Source organism: Amycolatopsis sp. cg5 (assembly GCF_041346955.1).
Taxonomy (GTDB): Bacteria; Actinomycetota; Actinomycetes; order Mycobacteriales; family Pseudonocardiaceae; genus Amycolatopsis.
Map to the genome: position 1 here is coordinate 5,676,532 of NZ_CP166849.1, position 21,050 is coordinate 5,697,581.

14 protein-coding genes and 1 other annotated feature are annotated in these 21,050 nt (G+C 67.7%); of the genes, 7 read left to right on the forward strand and 7 right to left on the reverse strand.

Going from position 1 to position 21,050, the window contains the following annotated elements:
• The first annotated feature begins 52 nt into the window (after nucleotides 1-52).
• The 3 genes from AB5J62_RS25120 (at nucleotide 53) to AB5J62_RS25130 (ending at nucleotide 5,081) form a co-directional block, all read left to right on the forward strand.
• A complete protein-coding gene (locus AB5J62_RS25120) occupies nucleotides 53-2,170 on the forward strand; it encodes a hypothetical protein (protein ID WP_370942391.1) in 2,118 nt (705 codons plus the stop codon).
• An 89-nt stretch (nucleotides 2,171-2,259) separates the two neighbouring features.
• Entirely contained in the window at nucleotides 2,260-3,792 is a 1,533-nt protein-coding gene (locus AB5J62_RS25125) for an NACHT domain-containing protein (RefSeq protein ID WP_370942392.1), read from the forward strand.
• A 48-nt stretch (nucleotides 3,793-3,840) separates the two neighbouring features.
• A protein-coding gene (locus AB5J62_RS25130; RefSeq protein ID WP_370942393.1) for an IS3 family transposase occupies nucleotides 3,841-5,081 on the forward strand; the annotation gives its coding sequence in 2 pieces (ribosomal slippage) (nucleotides 3,841-4,132 and nucleotides 4,132-5,081; 1,242 coding nt in all).
• Nucleotides 4,125-4,253, forward strand: a sequence feature (AL1L pseudoknot). It overlaps the preceding gene by 129 nt.
• 747 nt (nucleotides 5,082-5,828) lie before the next feature.
• Here the strand turns inward: AB5J62_RS25130 and AB5J62_RS25135 are convergent.
• On the reverse strand, nucleotides 5,829-7,475 hold the full coding sequence (locus AB5J62_RS25135; protein ID WP_370942394.1) for a peptide-N4-asparagine amidase: 1,647 nt from the start codon (nucleotides 7,473-7,475) through the stop codon (nucleotides 5,829-5,831).
• A 109-nt stretch (nucleotides 7,476-7,584) separates the two neighbouring features.
• Between AB5J62_RS25135 and AB5J62_RS25140 the strand changes: the two genes are divergently transcribed.
• Entirely contained in the window at nucleotides 7,585-10,677 is a 3,093-nt protein-coding gene (locus AB5J62_RS25140) for an AAA family ATPase (protein ID WP_370942395.1), read from the forward strand.
• 27 nt (nucleotides 10,678-10,704) lie between these two features.
• On the opposite strand, the gene AB5J62_RS25145 is transcribed toward AB5J62_RS25140, so the two are convergent.
• The 6 genes from AB5J62_RS25145 to AB5J62_RS25170 form a co-directional block, all read right to left on the reverse strand.
• Nucleotides 10,705-11,550, reverse strand: a complete 846-nt coding sequence (locus tag AB5J62_RS25145; RefSeq protein WP_370942396.1) for an ABC transporter permease — start codon at nucleotides 11,548-11,550, stop codon at nucleotides 10,705-10,707.
• On the reverse strand, nucleotides 11,547-12,503 hold the full coding sequence (locus AB5J62_RS25150; protein ID WP_370942397.1) for an ATP-binding cassette domain-containing protein: 957 nt from the start codon (nucleotides 12,501-12,503) through the stop codon (nucleotides 11,547-11,549). The genes AB5J62_RS25145 and AB5J62_RS25150 overlap by 4 nt, the downstream gene beginning before the upstream one ends.
• 11 nt (nucleotides 12,504-12,514) lie before the next feature.
• Nucleotides 12,515-13,048 (reverse strand): NADPH-dependent FMN reductase, encoded by a 534-nt coding sequence (locus AB5J62_RS25155; protein WP_370950327.1) that lies wholly within the window; start codon nucleotides 13,046-13,048, stop codon nucleotides 12,515-12,517.
• Nucleotides 13,049-13,227: 179 nt separating this feature from the next.
• Complete coding sequence (locus AB5J62_RS25160; protein WP_370942398.1) at nucleotides 13,228-14,124, reverse strand: ROK family protein; 897 nt, start codon at nucleotides 14,122-14,124, stop codon at nucleotides 13,228-13,230.
• Entirely contained in the window at nucleotides 14,121-16,970 is a 2,850-nt protein-coding gene (locus AB5J62_RS25165; protein ID WP_370942399.1) for a beta-mannosidase, read from the reverse strand. The genes AB5J62_RS25160 and AB5J62_RS25165 overlap by 4 nt, the downstream gene beginning before the upstream one ends.
• Nucleotides 16,967-18,397 carry an APC family permease gene (locus tag AB5J62_RS25170; protein ID WP_370942400.1) on the reverse strand — a complete coding sequence of 477 codons (1,431 nt, stop codon included), beginning with the start codon at nucleotides 18,395-18,397 and terminating at the stop codon, nucleotides 16,967-16,969. The genes AB5J62_RS25165 and AB5J62_RS25170 overlap by 4 nt, the downstream gene beginning before the upstream one ends.
• 108 nt (nucleotides 18,398-18,505) lie before the next feature.
• On the opposite strand from AB5J62_RS25170, the gene AB5J62_RS25175 reads away from it, so the two are divergent.
• The 3 genes from AB5J62_RS25175 (at nucleotide 18,506) to AB5J62_RS25185 (ending at nucleotide 20,989) form a co-directional block, all read left to right on the forward strand.
• Nucleotides 18,506-19,705, forward strand: a complete 1,200-nt coding sequence (locus tag AB5J62_RS25175) for an ROK family protein (protein WP_370942401.1) — start codon at nucleotides 18,506-18,508, stop codon at nucleotides 19,703-19,705.
• 294 nt (nucleotides 19,706-19,999) lie between these two features.
• A complete protein-coding gene (locus AB5J62_RS25180) occupies nucleotides 20,000-20,677 on the forward strand; it encodes a Crp/Fnr family transcriptional regulator (RefSeq protein ID WP_370942402.1) in 678 nt (225 codons plus the stop codon).
• A gap of 72 nt (nucleotides 20,678-20,749) precedes the next feature.
• Nucleotides 20,750-20,989 (forward strand): hypothetical protein, encoded by a 240-nt coding sequence (locus AB5J62_RS25185; protein WP_370942403.1) that lies wholly within the window; start codon nucleotides 20,750-20,752, stop codon nucleotides 20,987-20,989.
• Nucleotides 20,990-21,050 lie beyond the last annotated feature (61 nt).

The following is a 21,050-nucleotide window of genomic DNA, read 5'->3' on the forward strand; positions in this document are numbered from 1 at the left end:
ACCTCCAGTCGACTACGCTCCGCAACCAGATACTGGATCACGGAGAGGCCGTATGAGCAACGAACCGTCGGCGAGCCTCGCTGAAGGCATGATGGCGTTGCTGGCGGCGAACCCAGGTCAACCACTTGACAACGGCGCGCTCACATCGCTTGGAGGCTGGGAACGCCTGGCCGCCGAAGGCGCCTCCATCTCCGACAGTCCCGTACTCGCCCAGTTCGTCCAGCTGGTCGCCCGGGAGACGGCGAACCACCCTCACCGGACCGACGCTTGCGCCGACGCGGTACGGGCCGTCACCGCCGCGGTCACGACGACCGAGAGCCCCGCCATTTTCGCCGACAGCCTGCACACGTTGGTCACCAGCCCAGCGGCCCTCGACGTTGTCGGTCCGGTTTTGGCCAGCTCGCTCGAGGGCATAGTCGAAACGTTCCGTGTGGACGAAAGTCCGGATGCCCGTGCCGCCCGGCGAGCGGCCGATGCGCTTGAGGGGCTCACCAGGCTCAACTTAGCCGGTATCGGCTCGTCATACGGACTTCTGGCGGTCCTGGACAGATTCAACGCCCCAGTACCCAAACCTCTCGGTATTGCGGTTATCCGATCTGTCGGCACTGCCGTCGATCACTGGCCGCACGCGGACGGCCTCGCGCGCGTGGTCCGGCTCGTCGCGGGCATGGACCCGCCGACAGGCCAGGTCCGCGACGATGCCGACCCTGAAGATGTCGCGTCCGACGCCGCATGGGCACTGGCCGGCGTCGAACTGGTCCGCGCGCTGCGCGAGTCCGACCTCTCGGTGCTGGCCGAGCATCTGGCCGCGTCCGCGGAACACCTGAAGGTCGCCCGCGACTCTTACGGACGCGAGGACGCCGGAGTACTACTCACCGTCGTCGAGATCCTCCGTGGTCTTCTCCAGGAGTCAGGCGTGGCGCCCAATGTGGCGGCGCTGGACATGCCGCGGCTCGCCCCAGGGGCACTGGACGATCTCGCCGAACGCGTCAGCCGGATCAACGTCGCCTCGAGCGGCCTGAACCACTGGTACGGCGATCCGAAAAGGGCGGCACTCCTTGCCTGGAACCGGTTCGCCGACGACCTTCGGAGGATGCGTCTGGAGTTCGCGCGCGACAGCTTCTACAAAGCCGAGATCGTCGTCGACAGCCTGCTGCAGATCTACCTGGGTTCACGGTCGGTCGAGGTCGTGCCCCGGGAGGAGGACGCCGACGGCTTGCTGAGGTTCGTGCAGCCGGTCATCGAGTCCGGCTTCGCGAGGACTGCCGGGTTGCTGAGCAACCTGGAGGATCACGCCTACGCTCTCGAAGAGCGAGTCGTGACCGCGACCGGCGATCAGCTCGATGCCCTCTCCGAGCAGCTCGAGGCCGCCCGCGCAATCCTCACCGCGGCGAAAAAGCACGCGCTCGAGGGAAATTCCCAGGGAAAAGACGGCGGCGGCGCGGCTTCAAGGCCGCTGCCGCCGCCGTTTGACCAACTCGTCCCCACCGGATCCGGCGCGGCAGCCGAACTCGGCACGTTGAGCGAATCGGCGCTGGCAGAACTCGCCAGGATCGTCGATGACGCCACCATCGGCAGGCACAGCCTCAGCCTCGTCGAGAGCGCCGTGTACTCCTCGATCCGGGCAGCACTGGCAACGAGCCCGGACTACCGCGAGGAGACCGCGGTCGATGTCGATCGCGTAACCCGGCTCATCATCCGATTCGTCGCAACGCGAACCAACGCGCAATCGAACCTCTATGCCTACCTGTTCGACCCGGCTGCCAACGAAGACGCCATCCACCTTGACCTGTTCAACTACCTCATGAGCAGTGAAGTCGGCTCCATCACAGAGTACGAGGTGCAGCACGTCGGCGGCGGCCGTATCGACCTTCGCCTCAAGTTCGACGGCTTCGCCATCCACATCGAGATGAAGGTCGACTCGACGAAGATCCCTATGGCCGACAAGACCGCCTACCTCAAGCAAGCTGCCTCTTATCAAGGCACCGACATCCGAATCGGATTCCTTGTCGCCCTCCGGCACAAGGCATTCGATGGTTCAGGGCCACCGCCACACTTGAGTACGCTCATCGGGCACACCGAGTTCGATATCGAAGGCGACCCCATCCCCAGGCATATCGTCACCGTGGCTGTTCCCGGCAGCCGAACCAAACCGTCACGCATGAACTAGCTCGAGCTCACTCGGAAGCAGGACCGCGAACCTCTTAAAAGCGCCGAAGTCAAGCGCTAAGCTGGCAAACTTGTCCTTGGGGAGGCGGAATGAAGGTTCTGTGGAGTTTCGCGGGCATTGCCTGCACAGTCGCACTTGGCTTGATCGTCGCGGTCCTTGTCCACGAGGGAGGCCGCGGTGACGAACTCTCGTCCATCGGCAGCTTCGCCACAGCACTCGCGACCGCCGCCGTCGCGCTGGGAGCCTGGCTGTGGCGACGCCAGCATCGTGAAACGGCTGACGAAGCCGCCGACGAACTGGCCCACACGCTACGAAATCGAGAACTCGACGCGCTGGGACAGCTGCTCGCCGCACGTGGTGATCTGAGTCCCGCCAAGGTCGACTTTCTCGTCCGAGAGCACCTCTCCGAGCGCTCAGACGGCGGACTATCACAAGGCACGATCGCGGACTCGGCACGCTACTACCGCGCGCTGGAACGAGGTCGCCTCGTCGTACTCGGCGACAGCGGGGCAGGCAAGAGCGTCCTGCTCGTCCAACTCGCATTGGAGCTGCTCAACCAGCAGACTGAAGAACAAGAACCCAGGTCGCGCCTGCCCGTCCGAATGAACTTGGCTTCGTTCGACCCGTTCCACGATGGACGGACCGTGGACCAGCTCGGCGACTCGGTGCTGACAACTCGATACGACTCGTGGCTGACAAGTCAGCTGACCCAGCTGGGCATCCGCAGGCAGCTGGCCGCGCAACTGGTAGCCGATGACCGAGTCCTACCACTGCTCGACGGACTCGACGAAGCAAGGGACGTTCAGCGCTCGGTCGCTGTACTGCGTGTGCTCAATGTCCGAGCCCGGTTCCGCCCCTTTGTTCTGACTTCCCGCACCACGTGGTTCGAGCAGGTCGTCACCGACGAACGGCTTTGTGACGCGTCAGTCGTCGAGCTGCAACCGTTGTCTCCCCAAGCCGTGCGCGAATACCTGGTCGACCGTCTCGGAACGCACGCTGCCGACTACCGTTGGCGCACAGCGCTGAACGCGATCGAATCGGCCGAGAACGACGAACTGAAGTGGCCGAACCCCTTCGCTGACGCCCTGCGTTCTCCGTGGCGTCTGTATCTGTGTTGCACAATTTTCGCGGCGAGCGGAGACCCGTACCGAGAACTTGCCGGACTTGCTCCGGAAGAGATGACGAACCAACTACTGGCACGACTGATCCCCGCTCTGAGCGAACAGCACGGACGTGTTCATGGGGTTGAGTGGCCAGCGACCGATGTGACGAGCTGGCTGCGCGTCATGGCTCGCCGGAATGAGCGGCTACTACCGGATACCGCCGAGATAACGCTTCCCGCGCTCTGGCCGGCAGCCGGTCGAATTCTGCCCAGGTTCGCCGGTGCGGTACTCCAGTCGTTGACAGGCTGGGCGCTGGCGGTGGCGGTGGCAGCATTCATCGTCGAGTACCCGGCCGTGCTGAGCATCGACACTCCGTGGCCGGCGAAGCTGGTGATCGTTACCTTCTTGCTGTCGATGGTGGGCGCCACCTCTTTGATGAACACGGGAATGCCGGTCACGGTGTCAAGACTCAGCACCCACTTGTGGCGTACCAGAAACGGGCGACGAACTCTGATCTGAACCGTCACGGGTTGGGGGCCGCTTCCTTTCATGAGGATGATGGTCACCATGCCCAAGCGTTACCCGCCCGAGGTCCGTGAGAAGGCTGTCCGTCTGGCTTTGGATCGTCTCGACGAGTACGGATCCGCCTACGCCGCCGCGCACGCCATCGGCCCGATGGTCGACGTGCATCCGGAGACACTGCGTGTGTGGATCGTCAAGGCCCTCCAGCAGGACACTCCACCCGTCGCGGCGGCCGGTGAGCTGGCCACGGCCGAGCGCGCCGAGCTGGACCGGCTGCGCAAGGAGAACAAGGAACTCAAGCAGGCCAACGACATCCTGAAACTGGCGTCGGCTTTTTTCGCGCGGGAACTCGACCCGCGACACCGCTGATCGTCGGGTTCATCGACGAATACCGCCAGGTCCACGGCGTCGAGTCGATCTGCCGAGTGCTCTCCACGCACGGGATCCAGATCGCGCCCAGGACCTACCGCAAAGCTCGTCGCCGGCCACCGTCGCAGCGGGATATCGCCGACGCCTACCTGACCAACGCCCTGCGAGACGCGCAGGACACACCCGAGGCGGTCTACGGGCGCCGGAAAATGACCCGCTGGCTGCGCCGCCAAGGCCACCAGGTGGCGTTCTGCACCGTCGACCGCATCATGCGAGACCTGGGCCTGAAGGGAGTGACCCGGGGGCGTCCACCACGAACCACGATCCGCGCCAAAGACGGCGTGCGGGCTGGCGACCGGCTCAACCGGGACTTCACCGCCGATGGCCCGAACCTGGCGTGGGTGGCGGATTTCACCTACGTGTCGACGCAGACCGGATGGGCCTACGTCGCGTTCGTATTCGATGTCTACTCCCGCGCCATCGTCGGGTGGACCGCGGCGAGCGCGAAGACGACTGCCCTGGTGTCCAAGGCGCTGAACATGGCGCTCTGGCGGCGCGATCACCACGGGCATCCCGTCGAGCCGGGGTTGATCCACCACAGCGACGCCGGGAGTCAATACACGTCGGTTTCCTTCACTGATTCTCTTGCACTGCAAGGGTTATCGGCGTCCATAGGTTCGGTCGGTGATGCCTATGACAACGCACTGGCGGAATCGATCATCGGGCTGTTCAAAACCGAACTGGTCAACCGGCACGGCTCGTTCACGAACCTCTCCGAGGTTGAGTACGCCGTGATGGAGTGGGTCGACTGGTACAACAACGCCCGCTTGCATTCCCGGCTGGACTACCTCACACCGGTCGAGTACGAGACCGCCTACTACGCTCAACACCTGCCACGCCGACCGGCGCTGGTCTGATACCCGAAGCCGGTCCCTTACCCGTGACGGTTCACGTGGCGTGATGGGCGTGAGTGCGACTTGCTGAGAATCAGCGGCCCGCAGGTCTGACGGAGTTGCTTTGGGGACACCTGACGGCCCACAAGCAACTCCGTCGGCCCATGCTCGCCGACTCCTCGACCACGCCATCTCGGACCTACCGCTCAAATAGCCCACGACGCTCACGGCCCCAAGTTCCACAAGTCAAGCACGTTGACTGAGGGGAATTTGAGACGGTGAACGACCCATTTCGCACTCAGTCAACCTGCTTGACCTTTGCAGCAGGTGGTCAGACGCAGCGAACGGATGAATCTGGCCATACAACGTCCAGATTCTTCCGTTCGCGAAGATCAACGCGCCCGTCGGACCGCGCCACCTTTGACCTTCCGCTCAATAGAACCGTCGCCATCACTCACGACCCCCAAGCCCCGGCTGCCCGACCCACCACGCAAGGCGGGCAGCAGAGCACGGTCGCGGGCATCTGGTGAGCCGGAGCAAGAGCAACCCACGGTGCCCTCGGTCCGTATGAATATTCCGCGGCGAGCACAAAACCCACCCGACCCAGGCAGCGGAAATGTTCAAACGGGACCGCCCTAGGAGCGACTCGAACAGACCCAAACCCAGGGCGACCAGCAGTCGTGAGCGTTTCCAACGGTCAGTGGAGCGCCCCTCACTTCACAAACCGGCCAGAGACAAAGCCCGCCTAACCCCGCTCGGGAACGGGCAGGATCAGGTATGCCAGTTCGCGGTGATCAGTCCGTGCTTCGACGCGACGTAGTGAAACCAGGGGCGGCCAAGGTCATCGGTCCCGACGAAGCGAGTCCGCGAATGACCATCCGAAGCAGTCTGCACGCCGTTGGTCCGCGCCGACATGCCCCAAGAGTTCAGCCACTCATCGGTATGACCGATCGTGCGCCAGCCCCGTCCCTCGCTGACTTCGTCCGTCAGCCGCTGGGTCATGTCCACCGCGCCCGACAGCTCGAAGTTCTGGTCGTCGACGTACTTCGCGGCCGAAGTGTCCACTGTGATCGGATATGACCACGAGTGCCGGGAGGCCGAGGTCTTCCCGTGTGCGGTGACCGTGGACGTCTGGTGTCCGGAGTCGGACTGGACCACGTGCTGGACGAGGCCGTTGCCGGTGATGTCGTCGCTGTTGCGGTAGGACCTGGTGCGCTCGACGCGCGTCCACACCCGGCCGGCCGAGGTGTCGACGTAGCCCGCGGTCACGTCGTGGCGGTCGGCGGTGACGGTCGCGTTGACGCCGCCGGCGATGTCCTTGACGACGGTCTTCTGGGTGGCGACCGGTACGACTTCAGATGTTGTGAGCTCGCCCTTGGTCTGGGTCAAACCCTTGTCCGTGTACAGGAACAGGGTCGGGACCACGTGCCAGTTGCCGCCGATGTTGGCTACGGAGAACGAGAGGTCGTGGGTGTTGCCGTCGACAAGCCTGCCGGCGAACGGGGTCACGTCGAGCGTCTCGGACTGCATGCTGAAGGTGTCGATGGCGACGAGGGGGCGCCAGAGCGTCGGGACTATGCCGCCCGAATAAATATGCGGGAAGGTGTGCACTCCGGCCATCGGAGTGCCGTCCAATGCCGCGGTCGCTTCGCGGAACGGGCCGTGGCCGCAGAGGCCCGCTGCGGGGTACTTCGCGGAGACCTCGTCGGGTACGTCGTCGAACCACTGCTCGTCGCAGGCTCCGCCTTCGAGGGTGACCTCCAGTGAAGCGCGGATGATGTTGCGGGGCAGGTCTTTGAGTGGGAAATGCACCGTGCCCTGCGCGGGGGTGGCTTCCTGGGAGGCGAAGCCCGCGACGTGGTCGGGTACCTCGGGCGCGGGGTGCTTACGGTCGGCCTGGTAATAGGTGAGGGTGACCGTCTGCAGGTAGTTACCGGTGTAGACGTCGGTCTGGTAGTTGATGATCCCGCCGCGGAACGGCTGCGGGGTGCGCAGCAGCGCGCTGTACTTGGTGAGGTCCTTGTCGAACTTGTAGGTGATCGCGCGCCTGCCCTCGCCGCTGGGCTCCTCGGTGGTGCCCCAGTAGACCTCGGTGTCGCCGATCTTCAGGTCGCCGAAGCGGTCGTACTGGCGGCCTTTGACGGTGATCGTCTGGTCGAGCACGACCTTCGCCCATGGGCCGGGGCACGCGGCGGGCGGTGTGAGCGTTCCGGAGAAGAGCTGGTTCGAACGGTCGGGCGCGTTGGACGGGAACTGGTCGGCGAGGGTGACCTTGCAGCTGGGCGTGCCGGGGCGGGAGACCGCGGGCGCCGGGGTCACCGGATCGTCGGTGTCACCCTCGATGAACCCCGCGAAGGCGGGGGTGACCGCCACGAACATCGCCAGCAAGGCCGCGAAAAAGACCGACAAAACCCGCACGAAACACCCCTTCGCCCGCCGGTGATCACCGGGTTTCGAGCCTAGTGCGCCACGGGTGCTACGAACGTCGGTCGTCAGAACTGTCGGACCCCTCTGGGAGGATTCGGACATGACCGGCGCACTGATCGGACGAGACCACCCCGCGAGCGTGCTTCGCGGGGAGATCGGCCGTGCCGCCGAAAGCCACGGCGGGCTCGTGCTGGTCACCGGTGAGGCGGGCATCGGCAAGACCACGCTGGTGACCGGCGCCGTCGAGGAGGCGCGCAGGCTGGGCGCGCTCGTGCTCGGCGGCACCTGCTGGGATTCCGGCAGTGCGCCGGCCTACTGGCCGTGGGTGCAGGTGATCCGCGCGCTGAAGCGGGCCGTGACGCCGGAGGAATGGTCCGCAATCGACACCGGCCCGCTGGCCGCGCTGCTCGGCGAGGGCGGCGAGGCGGTCGAGGGCTTCAAGCTCTACGACGCGGTGACCACGGCGCTCGTTTCGGTGTCGCAGAGCCGTCCCGTGGTGGTCGTGCTGGACGACTTGCACTGGGCGGATCAGGCGTCGCTCAAGCTGCTGGGGTTCGCCGCGCAGCACACCTGGTTCGAGCGGCTGCTGCTCATCGGGACCTACCGGGACGTCGAGGTCGAGGCGGCGGACCATCCGCTGCGTGAGCTGATGCTGCCGCTGGTGGCGAAGGCGACCACGGTGACCCTGACCGGCCTCGGCGCCGACGAGGTCGCCGCGCTGATGGAGCGCACGGCCGGCGCGGAGCCCGGCAGTGAGCTGGTGGCCGAGGTGCACGCGCGCACCGGTGGCAACCCGTTCTTCGTCGAGCAGACGGCCCGGCTGTGGCACAGCGGCGGTTCGGTCACCGCGATCGCGCCCGGTGTGCGCGAGGCGTTGCGGCGGCGGCTTTCGCTGCTGCCGGAGCCGGTGGTGCGGCTGCTGGAGTCCGCGGCCGTGCTCGGGCGGGAGTTCCATCGGCAGGTGCTCGCGGCGACCGTCGCCGAGCCGGTCCCCCAGGTCGACAGGCTGCTGGACCAGGCAGTCACCGCGCGGCTGGTGACCGTGCGCGGCGCCGGGCTGTTCAGCTTCGCGCACGATCTGGTCCGTGAGTCGCTCTACGGCGAACTCGCCGAGGACCTGCGGCGGCAGCGGCACGCCGCGGTCGTCAGGGCGCTCGACCGCTCCCCCGCGCTGGCCGAGCGGGTCTTCCCGGCGGACAGGGCGCGGCACGGCTTTCTCGCGGGCGCCGAGGTCGACAACGCGAGTGCGGTCGGCCTGCTGGTCGCCGCCGCCCGAGACGCGACGGCCAGGCTCGCCGCCGAGGAGACGATCGGGCACTTCCGCCGGGCGCTGGAGATCGTGGCCGATCCGGCGCACCGCGCGAGACTCGCGCTGGATCTCGGCGGTGAGCTGCTGCGCTCGGGCGAGCGGGTGGAGAGCTGGCAACGCTTCGACGAGGCGCTCGCGCTCGCCCGTGAGCTGGAGGACGCCGACCTGCTGGCGCGCGTCGGCCTCACGCTGACGAAATGGGCCGCGCCGGGCGAGCGCGAGCAGCTGAAGCTCGACGTGGTGGGCCACGCGCATCGGCTGCTGTGCGGTGGCGGCGAAGGGCTGACCGTCGACCAGATGACGCTGGAGCTCACCGCGCGGGTCGCGATGCTCGCGCGCGACGACGCGGACGACAACAAGCTCGCTTTCAGCCTCTGGGCCAGGCATGACGCGATCTGGGCACCCGGCAACGCGCCCGAGCGCGAGAAGCTCACCGACGAGCTGATGGTCATCGGCAAACGCACGGGTGATCTGGAGATGGAGCATCTCGCGGCGTCACTGAAGTGGGTGGCGCTGCTGGAGCAGGGCGATCCCCGGTTCCTCGACCAGTTCCACGTCTTCGTCGGGCTCACCGAGCGCCAGGGGGTGCCCTCGTCGGAATTCGCCGCCAAGGTCGACCAGAGCATCATCTCGACGCTCATGGGCCGCTTCGCCGAGGCCGAGACACTGATCGAGCAGGTCGTCACCGAGTTCGGCCACAACCATCTCTACTTCGGGCAGATGATCGAGCACCTCATCTGGACGTCGCTGCTGGCGCAAGGCCGGTTCGACGAGCTGGCCGAGCGGCACGCGAAGCTGCACGAGGAAGGTTTCGAGGCGCCCTGGCTGCTGGAGACCATCACGGCCGCCCACCGCGGTGACGTCCTCGCGACGCGCGAGCTGTACGCGCAAGCCGCCGCGCAGCAACCGTACCGGCTCGATCTGGAGCAGCTGTGGCTGCGCTGCCAAGCACAGGCCGCGGCGCTTTCGGGCGACCTCGAATGGTGCGCGCGGCTGCGACAGCGGTTCGCCGAGTTCAGCGGCGCCTGGCTGGTTTCCTTGTACGGCTGCGACATCAGCGGCCCGATGGACTTGTGGGCAGGCGTGCTCGACCTCGCGCTCGGCCGCTGGGACGACGCCGTCGAGGCGCTCACCGCCGCCGCTCGGTCCGCGGACCGGATGCGCATCCGCACCTGGTCGGTCGAAGCGCGGACGTACCTGGCGGAGGCGCTGCTCAACCGCGGTGAGGCGGACGCGGCCGAGGCGTTGTTCGACGAGGTCACCCGCGAAGCCGACGCGCTCGGGATGCGGCACATCCCGGTGCGCGCCAGACGCTCCCGCACCGTCGTTCTCCCGGCCAAGAACGAGTTCCGGCGCGAAGAGGCGGTGTGGAAGCTGACCTTCGAGGGTGTCACAGCGCATCTGCCCGACGCAAAAGGCTTGCGAGACTTGCATTTCCTGCTCAGCAGCCCCGGTTCGGACATCCCGGCCGTGCGTCTGCTCGATCCGGACGGCGGCGAGGAGGTCGTCGCGGCCAAGCGGCTCGGCGGCGACGCGATGCTCGACGACGAGGCCAAGGCCCAGTACAAGCGACGGCTCGACCAGCTCGACGCCGAGATCGACGAAGCGACCCGGCTGGGCGACGACGATCGGGCGTCCACATTGGACACCGAGCGCGACGCGCTGCTGCACGAGCTGCGCGCGGCCGCCGGTCTCGGCGGGCGCACGCGGCGCCTCGGCGACGAGGCGGAGCGCGCCCGCAAGACGGTCACCGCCCGGATCAGGGACACACTGCGCAAGATCGGCGAGGTCCATCCGCCGCTGGCCGCGCACCTGCGCTCGTCCGTGACCACGGGATCGACCTGCCGCTACGGGCCGGAGACCCCGATCCCCTGGCGCCTGTGACGGCGCCAGGGGAACCGGGAACCGCGCTCACTTGCGGTTGTAGAGCCGCATCGTCAGCGTGCCGAAGACGGCGATCAGCACCACGCCGGCGATCAGCACCCAGAGGAGCTCGCCGCCGTCGGTCTTGCCGTCCATCAGCGAGCGGACCGCGTCGACGATGTGCGTGACCGGGTTGACGTTCACGAAGGCCTGGAGCCAGCCGGGCATCGTCGTCGGGCTGACGTAGATGTTGCTGAGGAACGTCAGCGGGAACAGCACCAGCATGCTGACCCCCATCACCGACTTCTCGGTGCGCAGCAGCAGCCCGAACATCGTCCAGATCCACGAGAACGCGAACGAGAACGCCAGCAGGAGCAGGACACCGGCCGCCACCCCGGCCACGCCGCCCGCCGGCCGGTAGCCGAGCACCAGGCCGACGCCGAGGATCACCACGGACGCGATGAGGTAGCGCAGGAGGTCGCCGAGCAGGTAGCCGACCATCGCGGACGGCCGCCAGATCGGCAGTGTGCGGAACCGGTCGAACACGCCCTTGGCGATGTCGGTGTTCACCGCGATGCCGGTGTACATGGTGATCATCAGGATGCTGCTCGACATGATCCCCGGCAGCAGGTACTGCAGGTACTGCTCGGTCGAGCCGGCCAGCGCGCCGCCGAAGAGGTAGGTGAACATCAGCGTCATCATCAGCGGGAACGCGGTGACGTCGAACAGCTGCTCCGGCACGTGCTTGATCTTCAGCACAGCCCGCCAGCCGAAGGTGGCCGAGGTGGACAGCGCGCTCGGGCGCGGCGGCCGCTGCTTGGCGATCAGCAGCGCGGCCAGGTCCTCCGGCTTCGGCGCGGCGAGTGTCTCGTTGTCCTGTACTGCGGTGGTCATGCTGCTGCCTCCACGTGGCGGTCGGTGAGGGCCAGGAAGACCTCGTCGAGGCTCGGCTGGCCGAGTGAGAAGGTGTCGACGGTGATGCCGGCGTTCGCCAGTTCGGCGAGCGCGCGGGACGACTGCTCGGCCGAGTCGTGCCCGCTGGCAAGCCGCGCGGTGAGCGCCAGCGGGTCGGCGTCGAGGATGATCTGGGCGTCGAGTGTCTTGGCCAGCAGCACTTCCGCGTCGGACCGGCGCTCGGGGTCGCGCAGTCGCAAGTGGACGGCGCCGACACCGACCGAGGCCTTGAGCTCGCCCTTGGTGCCCTCGGCGATCACCTTGCCCCTGTCGATGACCGCGATCCGCGCGGCGAGCTGATCCGCCTCGTCGAGGTACTGCGTGGTGAGCAGGACGGTGGTGCCCTGCGCGACGACGGCGCGCACGATGTCCCACACCTGGTTGCGGCTGCGCGGATCGAGCCCGGTGGTCGGCTCGTCCAGGAACAGCAGGTCGGGCGTGTTGAGGATGCTCGCGGCGATGTCGATGCGCCGCCGCATGCCGCCCGAGTAGTTCTTGACCTGCCTGCCCGCGGCCTCGGTCAGCCCGAACGCGTCGAGCAGCTGCGCCGCCCTGTCCCGCGCGGCAGGCTTGCGGTGCCCGAGCAGCCTGGCGAGCAGCACCAGGTTCTCGGTGCCGGTCAGGTCCTCGTCGACCGAGGCGTACTGCCCGGTGAGGCTCACCCTGCCGCGCACGGCGTCGGCGTCGCGGACGACGTCCTTGCCGAACACCAGCGCCTCGCCGCCGTCCGGCCGGAGCAGCGTGGCGAGCATCTTGACGACGGTCGTCTTGCCCGCGCCGTTGGGCCCGAGCACCCCGTAGACGGTGCCCGCGGGCACCGCGAGATCGACGCCGTCGACCGCCCGGTTGTCGCCGAAGACCTTGACCAGGCCCGACGTTTCGATGGCCAGCATGTGCTTTCCTTTCAAGAGACATAGGGTCGTGCGATGCGGGCGTCACGCAGCGCGAGACCCCACCAGATGAGTTCGTCGAGCAGCGCGCGGGCCGCTTGGCCATGCCGCTCGCCGAACCCGGATTCCAGAAGACTGAAGCCGACGCCGTCGCGCAGGGTGACGGTGTGCAGCTCGGTGAAGACGGTCCGCAGCTGCTCCACCGCGTAGAGCCCCTCGGACCGGTAGCCGTACGACACGAACCCGACCGGCTTCGCCCGCCACTCGTCGTACGCGCAGTCGATGGCCTGCTTGAGCGACGCGGGGAAGCTGCGGTTGTACTCGGGCGTGACGACCACGAACGCGTCCGCCTCGCCGATCCGCTCCGCGAACCGGCTCATCTCGCCGGTCGCCTCGTGCGGATACCGGCACGGCAGCTCGAACGACGCCACGTCGACCACGTCGACCTCGAGCTCACCCCGTTCGCAGGCCACCCCGGCGAACCAGCGCCCGATCTCCTCCCCCGCCCTGCCTTCCCGCGTACTCCCGATGATCACCGCCACCCGCAGCTCCACGTCGCGCTCCTCTCGCTTCACCCGAGAGGCGCGAGATGGTCCGCCAGATCCGATCTAGCGGACCGCGAGAAAGAAAAAGCCCCGGTCCGCGGGAGGCGCGGGACCGGGGCCGGGGTGATGCGGGTGGAAGCCTCCGGGGGCGGGGTGTCAGGGTGCCCCGCCCCCGGGGCCGTCTAGCCGCCCAGTGCGAGGGCGATCGCGCCGCGCAAGGCGGCGTCCTGGTCGAACTTCGCCGAGACCAGCTCCGGCGGGAACGGCACCGCGCAGGCGAGCCGTTCGCGCAGCGCGGGCAGGATGATGTCCGCCGAGCGGACCAGGCCGCCGCCGACGGCGATGCGCTGGGGATCGATCGCGATCGCCAGGTTCGCCACGTGCATCGACAGCTCGTCCAGTGCGGAGGTGACCAGCTCCTTGGCCTGCGCGTTGTCGCGCGCGAGCCGGAACAGCTCACCGGCGGTGACCGGACGGCCGAGCATCTTGCTCGCCCGGCCGCCCAGCCCACGCCCACCGACGGCTTCCTCCAGCGGCGCCGCTCCGCTGGTGAAACCCTCGGTGTCCTGCGGTGCGAGAAGGTTGTAGCCGATCTCGCCCGCAGCGCCATTGGCCCCCGGCAGCACGTGGCCGCCCACCAGTACCGCCGCGGCGATCCCGGTTCCGAGGGACAGGAACATCGCCGGATCGGTGTCCGCCAACGCCCCCCATTTCCATTCCGCCAGCGCGGCCGCCTTGGCGTCCGTGCCGGTTTCGATCGGCACCCCTGGGAAGTCCGCCGCGACCAGCTCACGCAGCCGCAGCTTCTCCCAGCCGGGAACGTTCGGCGCCAGCAGGATGCGGTCCGGCAGCACGATCCCGGGGCTGACCACACCGACGGCGACCGGGCTCGCGCCCGCGCCGTCTTCGGCCAGCAGCGCGTGCGCCGCGGCCAGCGCCCTGGTCACGACCTGCTCCGCGCCACCGTCGGCGTCGGTGGAGATCCGGCGCGTGGCCAGCAGGTTCCCGGTGCGGTCGGACAGCCCCAGCGCCACCTTCGTGCCGCCGAAGTCGATCCCGAGAATGAGCTCTTGAGTCACGCGCAGACCACCAGCCTGCCGGTGTTGAAGCCGGTCACGCTGACCACCGGAGCCGCCCCGTTCAGCTCGGACACGGGGTAGGTCGACGTCAGGGTCTGCGATTGCCCCGGCCACAACGTGGCGTTGTTGTCGTCCCACGATGCGCTGCGCACCTGGTTGTCACCTGGCAGTTCCCGGCCGTCGGCGGTGCCCCTGCGGACATCGGCCCGCAGGAAGAACCCGACGGCGGGCTTGCCGGTGGTGTTGGTGATCGTCACGGTCGTCGTCGCCTGGCCGTGCGAGACCGTGGTGGACGCCTTGGCCGACACCGCGGCCTTCGGCAGGTTCTGCAGATCCTGCAGGTTGGCGTACTGCGAAAGCGTCGCCTGCGGCTGGCCGAGCGTCTTGTCCCAGTCGACCACGTCCTGCTGCGTCGACAGCCAGTAGACGTTGCGGTCCACCAGCTTGCCGTTCTTCTTGACCTGCAGCTCGACGAAGAACACCTGGGCCTTGGCGGGCGGGACCGTCGCGGCGGGCACCTTCGGCTTGATGACGTCGGTCTTCACGACCTGGCTGCCCAGCGTCAGATCCGAGGCGGTCTGGTCGTCGAGCACCTTGCCGGCCAGGTCGTACACCTTGGACTGCACCGAAACACCCGACTCCGTGGCGCCACCCAGATTGTCGAGGGTGACGCTGTTGTTGTCGTAGCCGTACAGCGCGTGCAGCGGCCGGTTGGCCTTCTTGGCGCCGTAGAACGCGCCCGCCTGGTCACCGTCGTTGTTGTACAGCGACCACAGCAGCGTCGGCCAGCCCTTGTTCAGCTGCCAGTAGACGATGCCGGTCGACGGGTTGTCCTTGTCCGTCGAGTGGTGCAGGAACGCCTCGAACTGCGACCGCGTGTTCTCGTAGTTCGCGATCTGCGCCAGCTGCACGTAGGACTCGAGCGAGTTCCACTTGCCGTACCGGTTGCCGATCGAGTCGTCCAATGTGTACAGCGTGCCGAACTTGTAGCCGCCGTGCCCGGTCTCGAAGTTCGCGTGGTACTGGTTGTAGTCCGGCTCTTTCCACAGCTTTTCCTGCTCCGCCGGGGAAAGGAAGCGCTTGATCGAGTCGAGCGTCGGCACCGTGTGCCCCGCGCTGGCCTCGCTGGAGAAGCCCCACGAGCCGCCCGCGTTCGTGCGGCTGCTGTCCTCGGAGTCGAAGTGCGTGGTGTCGTACCAGTAGGACGGCGGGACCCAGTCGTACGGTCCCTCCTTCTCACCGGCCTGGCCCAGCGTCGGGGTACTCTTGTACTCCGCCGAAGCGACCAGGGAAACGTTGAAGTCCGCCTCCTTGAACGCCTTCAGCGTCTCGCTCTCCTGGCGCGGGATCGGCTCGTTGTCGCTCCAGCCGTAGTTGAACACGCTCGGGTGATTCCGCTCGCGCTGGCCGATGCTGTACGCCGAGTCGTGCATGATCCGGTAGTCGCGCTCGCCGAGCTTCGACGCGTCCTCCGGCTGCCACGCGTCACAGCACAGGAATCCGCCGATGACCAGCAGACCGGCGCGGTCGGCCTGGTCGTAGAAGTCCTGCGGCATGTCGTGGCCTTCGAGGCGCAGCCCGTTGAGGCCGAGGCTCTTGATCAGCGACAGCTGGTGCGCGACGTCCGCCTTGTCGTACTTCAGGAACAGGTCGGGCGCGTAGCCGCCACCGCGGAAGACGAACTCCTTGCCGTTGACGCCGAACTTCCGCGAGCCTTCCGGCGCCGTCGGCGACTTGCCGATCAGCCGCGAGCTGATCGAGCGGATGCCGAAGGTGCTCTTCGACGACGTCGACAGCGCACCACGCTGCGAGACGATGGTGGTCAGCCCGTACAGCGGCTGGTCGCCCATCGAGTACGGCCACCACAGCTTCGGCCGCGCGATCTTCAGCGCGCCGAACCGGTCCGGCCCGAACGTGACCGTCTGCTTCTGGCCGGCGGGCACGGTCACCTGCTGCCGCACGACGATCGGGAAACCACCCGGCTGGGTGACCACCGCGGTGACGTCACCGGTCTGCACGGTGTTCGCGTTGTTGGTGACGTCGACCTTCACGGTCAGCGCGGACTTGCTGCCGTCGGCCGCGGTGTCCTGGTTGACGTGCGCGTTGTCCCCGGCGAGCGCGTTCGAGATCTGCAGCTCGGGCGGGTACTGGACGCCGGTGTTGTTGTCCGGCGGGATCTGGCCCCAGTCGACCTGGTCCAGGGTGTACATCTTCAGCGGGTCGTTCGGGTACACCTTGATCGCCAGTGTGTTGCGGCCGGGCCGCACCAGGCCGGTGATGTCGAAGGTGTGCCCGGCGAACGCGCCGGAGACGAGGTCCTTGGTCGCGATCTGCTTGCCGTTGACCCAGACGTCGCCCTCGCCGACGATCCCGGGGATGGTCAGCTTCGCGAACTGACCCGGCCGGAAATCGGGCGTGAAGTCCGTGCGGTACCACCAGGGGTCCGAGAACGGCTTGGTGACGACAGGGCCCAGCTTGTCGACGTACCCGAAACACTTGCGCATGTTGTCGGAGTAGTAGACGTCCGGGCATTTCCCGTTCTGCACCAGCGCGTTCAGCTCGGTGCCGGGCGCGCCCGCGTCGTCGACCTTGACCGGCAGCCAGCCACGCGTCGAGTACCCGGGCGCCGAGACCTTCTCGCCGCCGTCACGCACGGACGCCGTGGTGAGCACGTCCCAGCCCTGGGCGCCGATCTTCGACAGCCCCAGGCTTTCCGGCGCGGCGGCGACCCGCACCGCCGCCGCGTCGTCGGTCTGCGCCGCCGCGGGCGGCACGACCGTGAGGAGACCGGGCAGGAGGATGAGCGCGGCGCCGGCCGCGACTCGCCCGATCGGCGATCTCGTCATGCGACCGCTCCCTTGTCCGAGGTCGCGAACGCCTCGTTGATGTCCTTCGGGCCGAACGGCCAGACATTCTCCTTGCCCGCGTAGAGCAGGAACGCCACGACGCCGAGCACGATCCAGCCGACGGACAGCCCGATCGAAAGCGGCGTGGCCGAGTAGTAGATGAAGACCCAGCCTGCGAGCGCGATGATGGTCGGGACCGGGTACAGGAACTGCTTGTACGGCCGCTTCAGGTTCGGCTGGCGCCTGCGCAGCACGATGATGGCGGCGACCTGCGCGAGCGACTGGATGAGCACCAGCACGGCCAGCGCCGCGTTGATCACGTCGGTCAGCGTGAACAGCGAGCCGATCGCGGTGATCAGGCCCATGGTGATGACACCGAGCGTGGGCAGGTTCAGCTTCGGGTGCAGCTTGGCGAAGACGGGCAGGAACACCTTGTCGCGCGCGGCCTCGTAAGGCACCCGCGAGCCGCCGAGCAGACCGGCGAAGACCGAGCCGACGGCAGCGATGACGATGCCGACGGTGATCACCTTGGACACGGTGGAGCCCCAGGCGTTCTCCATCACGGTCGACGCGACGGACGACGCGGTCTTGAGCTCCTCCAGCGGGATCGAGCCGAGCACGCCGACCTGCAGCAGGAAGTAGAGGCTCATGATGCCGAGGATCGACAGGATGATCGACTTCGGCAGCGTCTTGCCGGGCTCCTTGACCTCACCGCCGAGGTAGGCGGAGGTGTTGTAGCCGAGGTAGTCGTAGATCGCGATGATCAGGCCCGCGCCGAGACCGGCCCAGAACGCGCCGCCGCCGGAGAAGGCGCCGGGGGTGAAGGCGAACGCCTGCGCGGCGTCGAACTTCGAGAACGCCGCGACGATGACCGCCAGCGTGGCGAACAGCATGATCGAGAACAGGATGGTGGTCAGCTTGGTGATCTCGCCGATCTTGCGGAACAGCGCGAGCACGATCAGCAGGGTGACGCCGATGCCGACGATCTTGCCCAGCGGCGTGGTGCCGCCGTCCGCGGCCAGCCCCGGCACCAGGTAGCCCAGGTACTGGACGAGGCCGATGATGCCGGTCGACATGATCAGCGGGATGAAGAGCACCGCGCTCCAGGCGAACAGGAACGGCATCAGCCTGCCGGTGCGGTACTGGAACGCCTCACGCAGGTAAAGGTATGTACCACCCGCTCCCGGCATGGCCGCGCCGAGCTCGGCCCAGATCAGGCCGTCGGCGAGCGCGATGATGGCACCGATGATCCACCCGAACATGGCCTGCGGCCCGCCCAGGGTGGCAACCATGGCGGGGATGGTGACGAACGGGCCGATGCCGCACATCTGGGTCATGTTGATCGCGGTGGCCTGCAGGGGACCGATCTTCCGTTCCAACCCCGAAGCCGCAGCTCCAGCGTCGCCCGATCGGGTGGGTGAACTCACGAGATGCCTCCATCCAATAGTTAGTAAAGTTTCTTAACATATTTCTGGCGGGTCTGGAAGAGTTACCGCGTAAAGTTGCGGCAACACCGGCAAGAAAAGGGACATTCGATGACAATGAGCAGGACACCGCAGGTGGGCACCCCCGCGAGCATGCGCGAGCTCAACCAGCGGGTCGTGCTCGAACGGCTACGCGCCGGCGGCGAGGCCACCCGCCCCCAGATCTCGACCGACACCGGGCTGTCCAAGCCCACGGTCGGCCAGGCGCTGCTCGACCTCGAGCAGCGCGGGCTGGTCCGCACCGCGGGCCGCACCTTCTCCGGCCCCGGCCGCTCGGCCGTGGTGTACGAGGTCAACCCGGCCGCCGGGCACGTGCTCGGCATCGACATCGGCCGCCAGGCGATCCGGTTCGCCGTCGCCGACCTGTCCGGCACCATCGTCGCCAGACTCGACGAGCCCAACCGCGCGCGCTCGGCGAACGCGTTGATCAAGAAGGTCCGCCAGAGCGCCGACAAGGCCATCGACCAGGCCGGGCTGCTGCACTCGGACATCGTCGCGACCGTGGTCGGCAGCCCCGGTGTGCCCGACCCGCGCTCGGCGACGCTGCACCGCACCCCCAACCTGCCCGGCTGGGAGCGCAAGGGCCTGCTGAACGAGCTCGAGGTCGCGCTCGGCCCGAACCTCGTGGTCGAGAACGACGCCAACCTCTCCGCCGTCGGCGAGCACTCGGCGGGCGCCGCGCGCGGGCGCGACGTGTTCGTCTGCATCACGGTCGGCACCGGTGTCGGCATGGGCATCCTGGTCGACGGCAAGCTCTTCCGCGGCGCGAAGGGCGCGGCGGGCGAGATCGCGTACCTGCCCTACGGCTGGCCCGACAACCGCACGGTCTCCGAACACGACGGCGTCCGCCAGGGCCTGCTGGAGTCCGCCGCCGCCGCGCGCCCGTTCGTCGAAGACGCGGTCGCCAAGGGCCTGCCGGTCTCCACGGCCAAGGAGGTCTTCGAGCTCGCCCGCGACGGCGATCCCAACGCCCTCGCCGCCGTCCGCGACGAGGCGCACCGCCTCGCCTTCGTCGTCTGCTCGGTCGCCGCGGTGCTCGACCCCGAGGTCGTGGTCCTCACCGGCGGCATGGGCGGCAACGCCGACCTGCTCGCCGAGCCCATGCGCGAGGCGCTGACCCACATCACCCCGCTCAACCCGGAGATCATCGCGGGCGAGCTCGGCCCCGACGCGGTGCTGACCGGCGCGATCGCCACCGCGCTCGACACGGCGCGCGACGTGGTCTTCGACCGGCGCGGCCAAGCGGGGTAACGACACTCCGGATTCCGCGGACCGGAACGCTGGGAGGTGGCGTGCGAAAACCCCTTCCGCTCCACGGTTCGTCGGATTTCTTCGACCACGAACAGGATTCCGAGAAACGGCAAGCCAGATCGTGTGCCGGACCGACGAGCCCGTTCTCGTTTTCGTGAATCTCGGCCGCGCGCAGGAACAATCGCGAGATACTGGTTATCACTTTCGAAAAGCCCGCCACGGGGGACAATTTTGGTCTCGCAGGCGGGTGATCACAGTTGTCAGAAGCTCACCGGTTCCGCAGTCTTAGTACCCATGGAGGGTGCGGACCGGTTCTGGGCGAGGCTCGGGCCCGCGGAACGAGGCGCGATCGAGCGGATAGCGACCCGCCGCACCTTCGCGACCGGCGAGTTCCTGTGCAGGCAGGGCGAGTCGGCCAGCAACGTGGTGATCGTGCTGTCCGGGCACGTCAAGGTGGTCACCTCGGGCACCGGGGAGACCGACGGCCGCGAGGTGGTCGTCGCCGTGCGGAGCACCGGGGACGTCATCGGCGAGATGGCCGCGATGGAGAACGGGGTCCGCTCGGCGACCGTCGAGGCGCTCGACACGGTCGAGGTGCTGACCATGCCGGGGCCCCGGTTCGTCACCCTGTGCCAGAAGGAGCCGAAACTCAGCTGGACGCTGTCGGTGGTGCTGGCGGGGCGCCTGCGCGACGTGGGCAGCAAGTGGGTGGACTACGGCGGGGGCGGCACCACGATGAGCCGGGTGGTCGCGCTGCTGCTGGAGATGGCCGTGCAGCACGGCAGGCACACCGTCCACGGCATCGAGATCGACACGCCCGCCACCCAGCAGGAGCTGGCGTCGACGGCCGCGACCTCACGCGAGTCGTGGGGCAGGGTCTTGCGGGAACTCCGGTCGAAGGGCCTGATCAGCACCGGCAGGCGCAAGGTCACCATCCACCGTTTGGCGGAACTTCAGCGCCTCGCGCGCTGAGTGTGTCAGGTGACGCAGACCCGGTCACCTCCTCGCGGTTTCCTGGAATCCGAAACCTCGAGGAGGGGACCTATGGAACCGTTTCTCCCCGCTCCGCAGCCGGTCCGCTGGCGCCGGGGCGTCTACGCCGCCAGCCTGGTCATCCCGTTCACCTGCGTGCAGATCTGGGCCGTGCTGGTGCTGCTGAGCATGGCGCACCTCGACGGGGCGGTCGCGTTCGCGATGGTGCTCACGATCTTCGGCTCGGCCGTCGCCGTCTACTCGGGCTGGCGATGGGCGGTGCGACTGGGCAGCGAACGCGAAGAAGACTAGGGGGCCAACGACAAGAGCGCCGATTGCGCACCCGAGGGGGGTGCACAACCGGCGCTCTTTT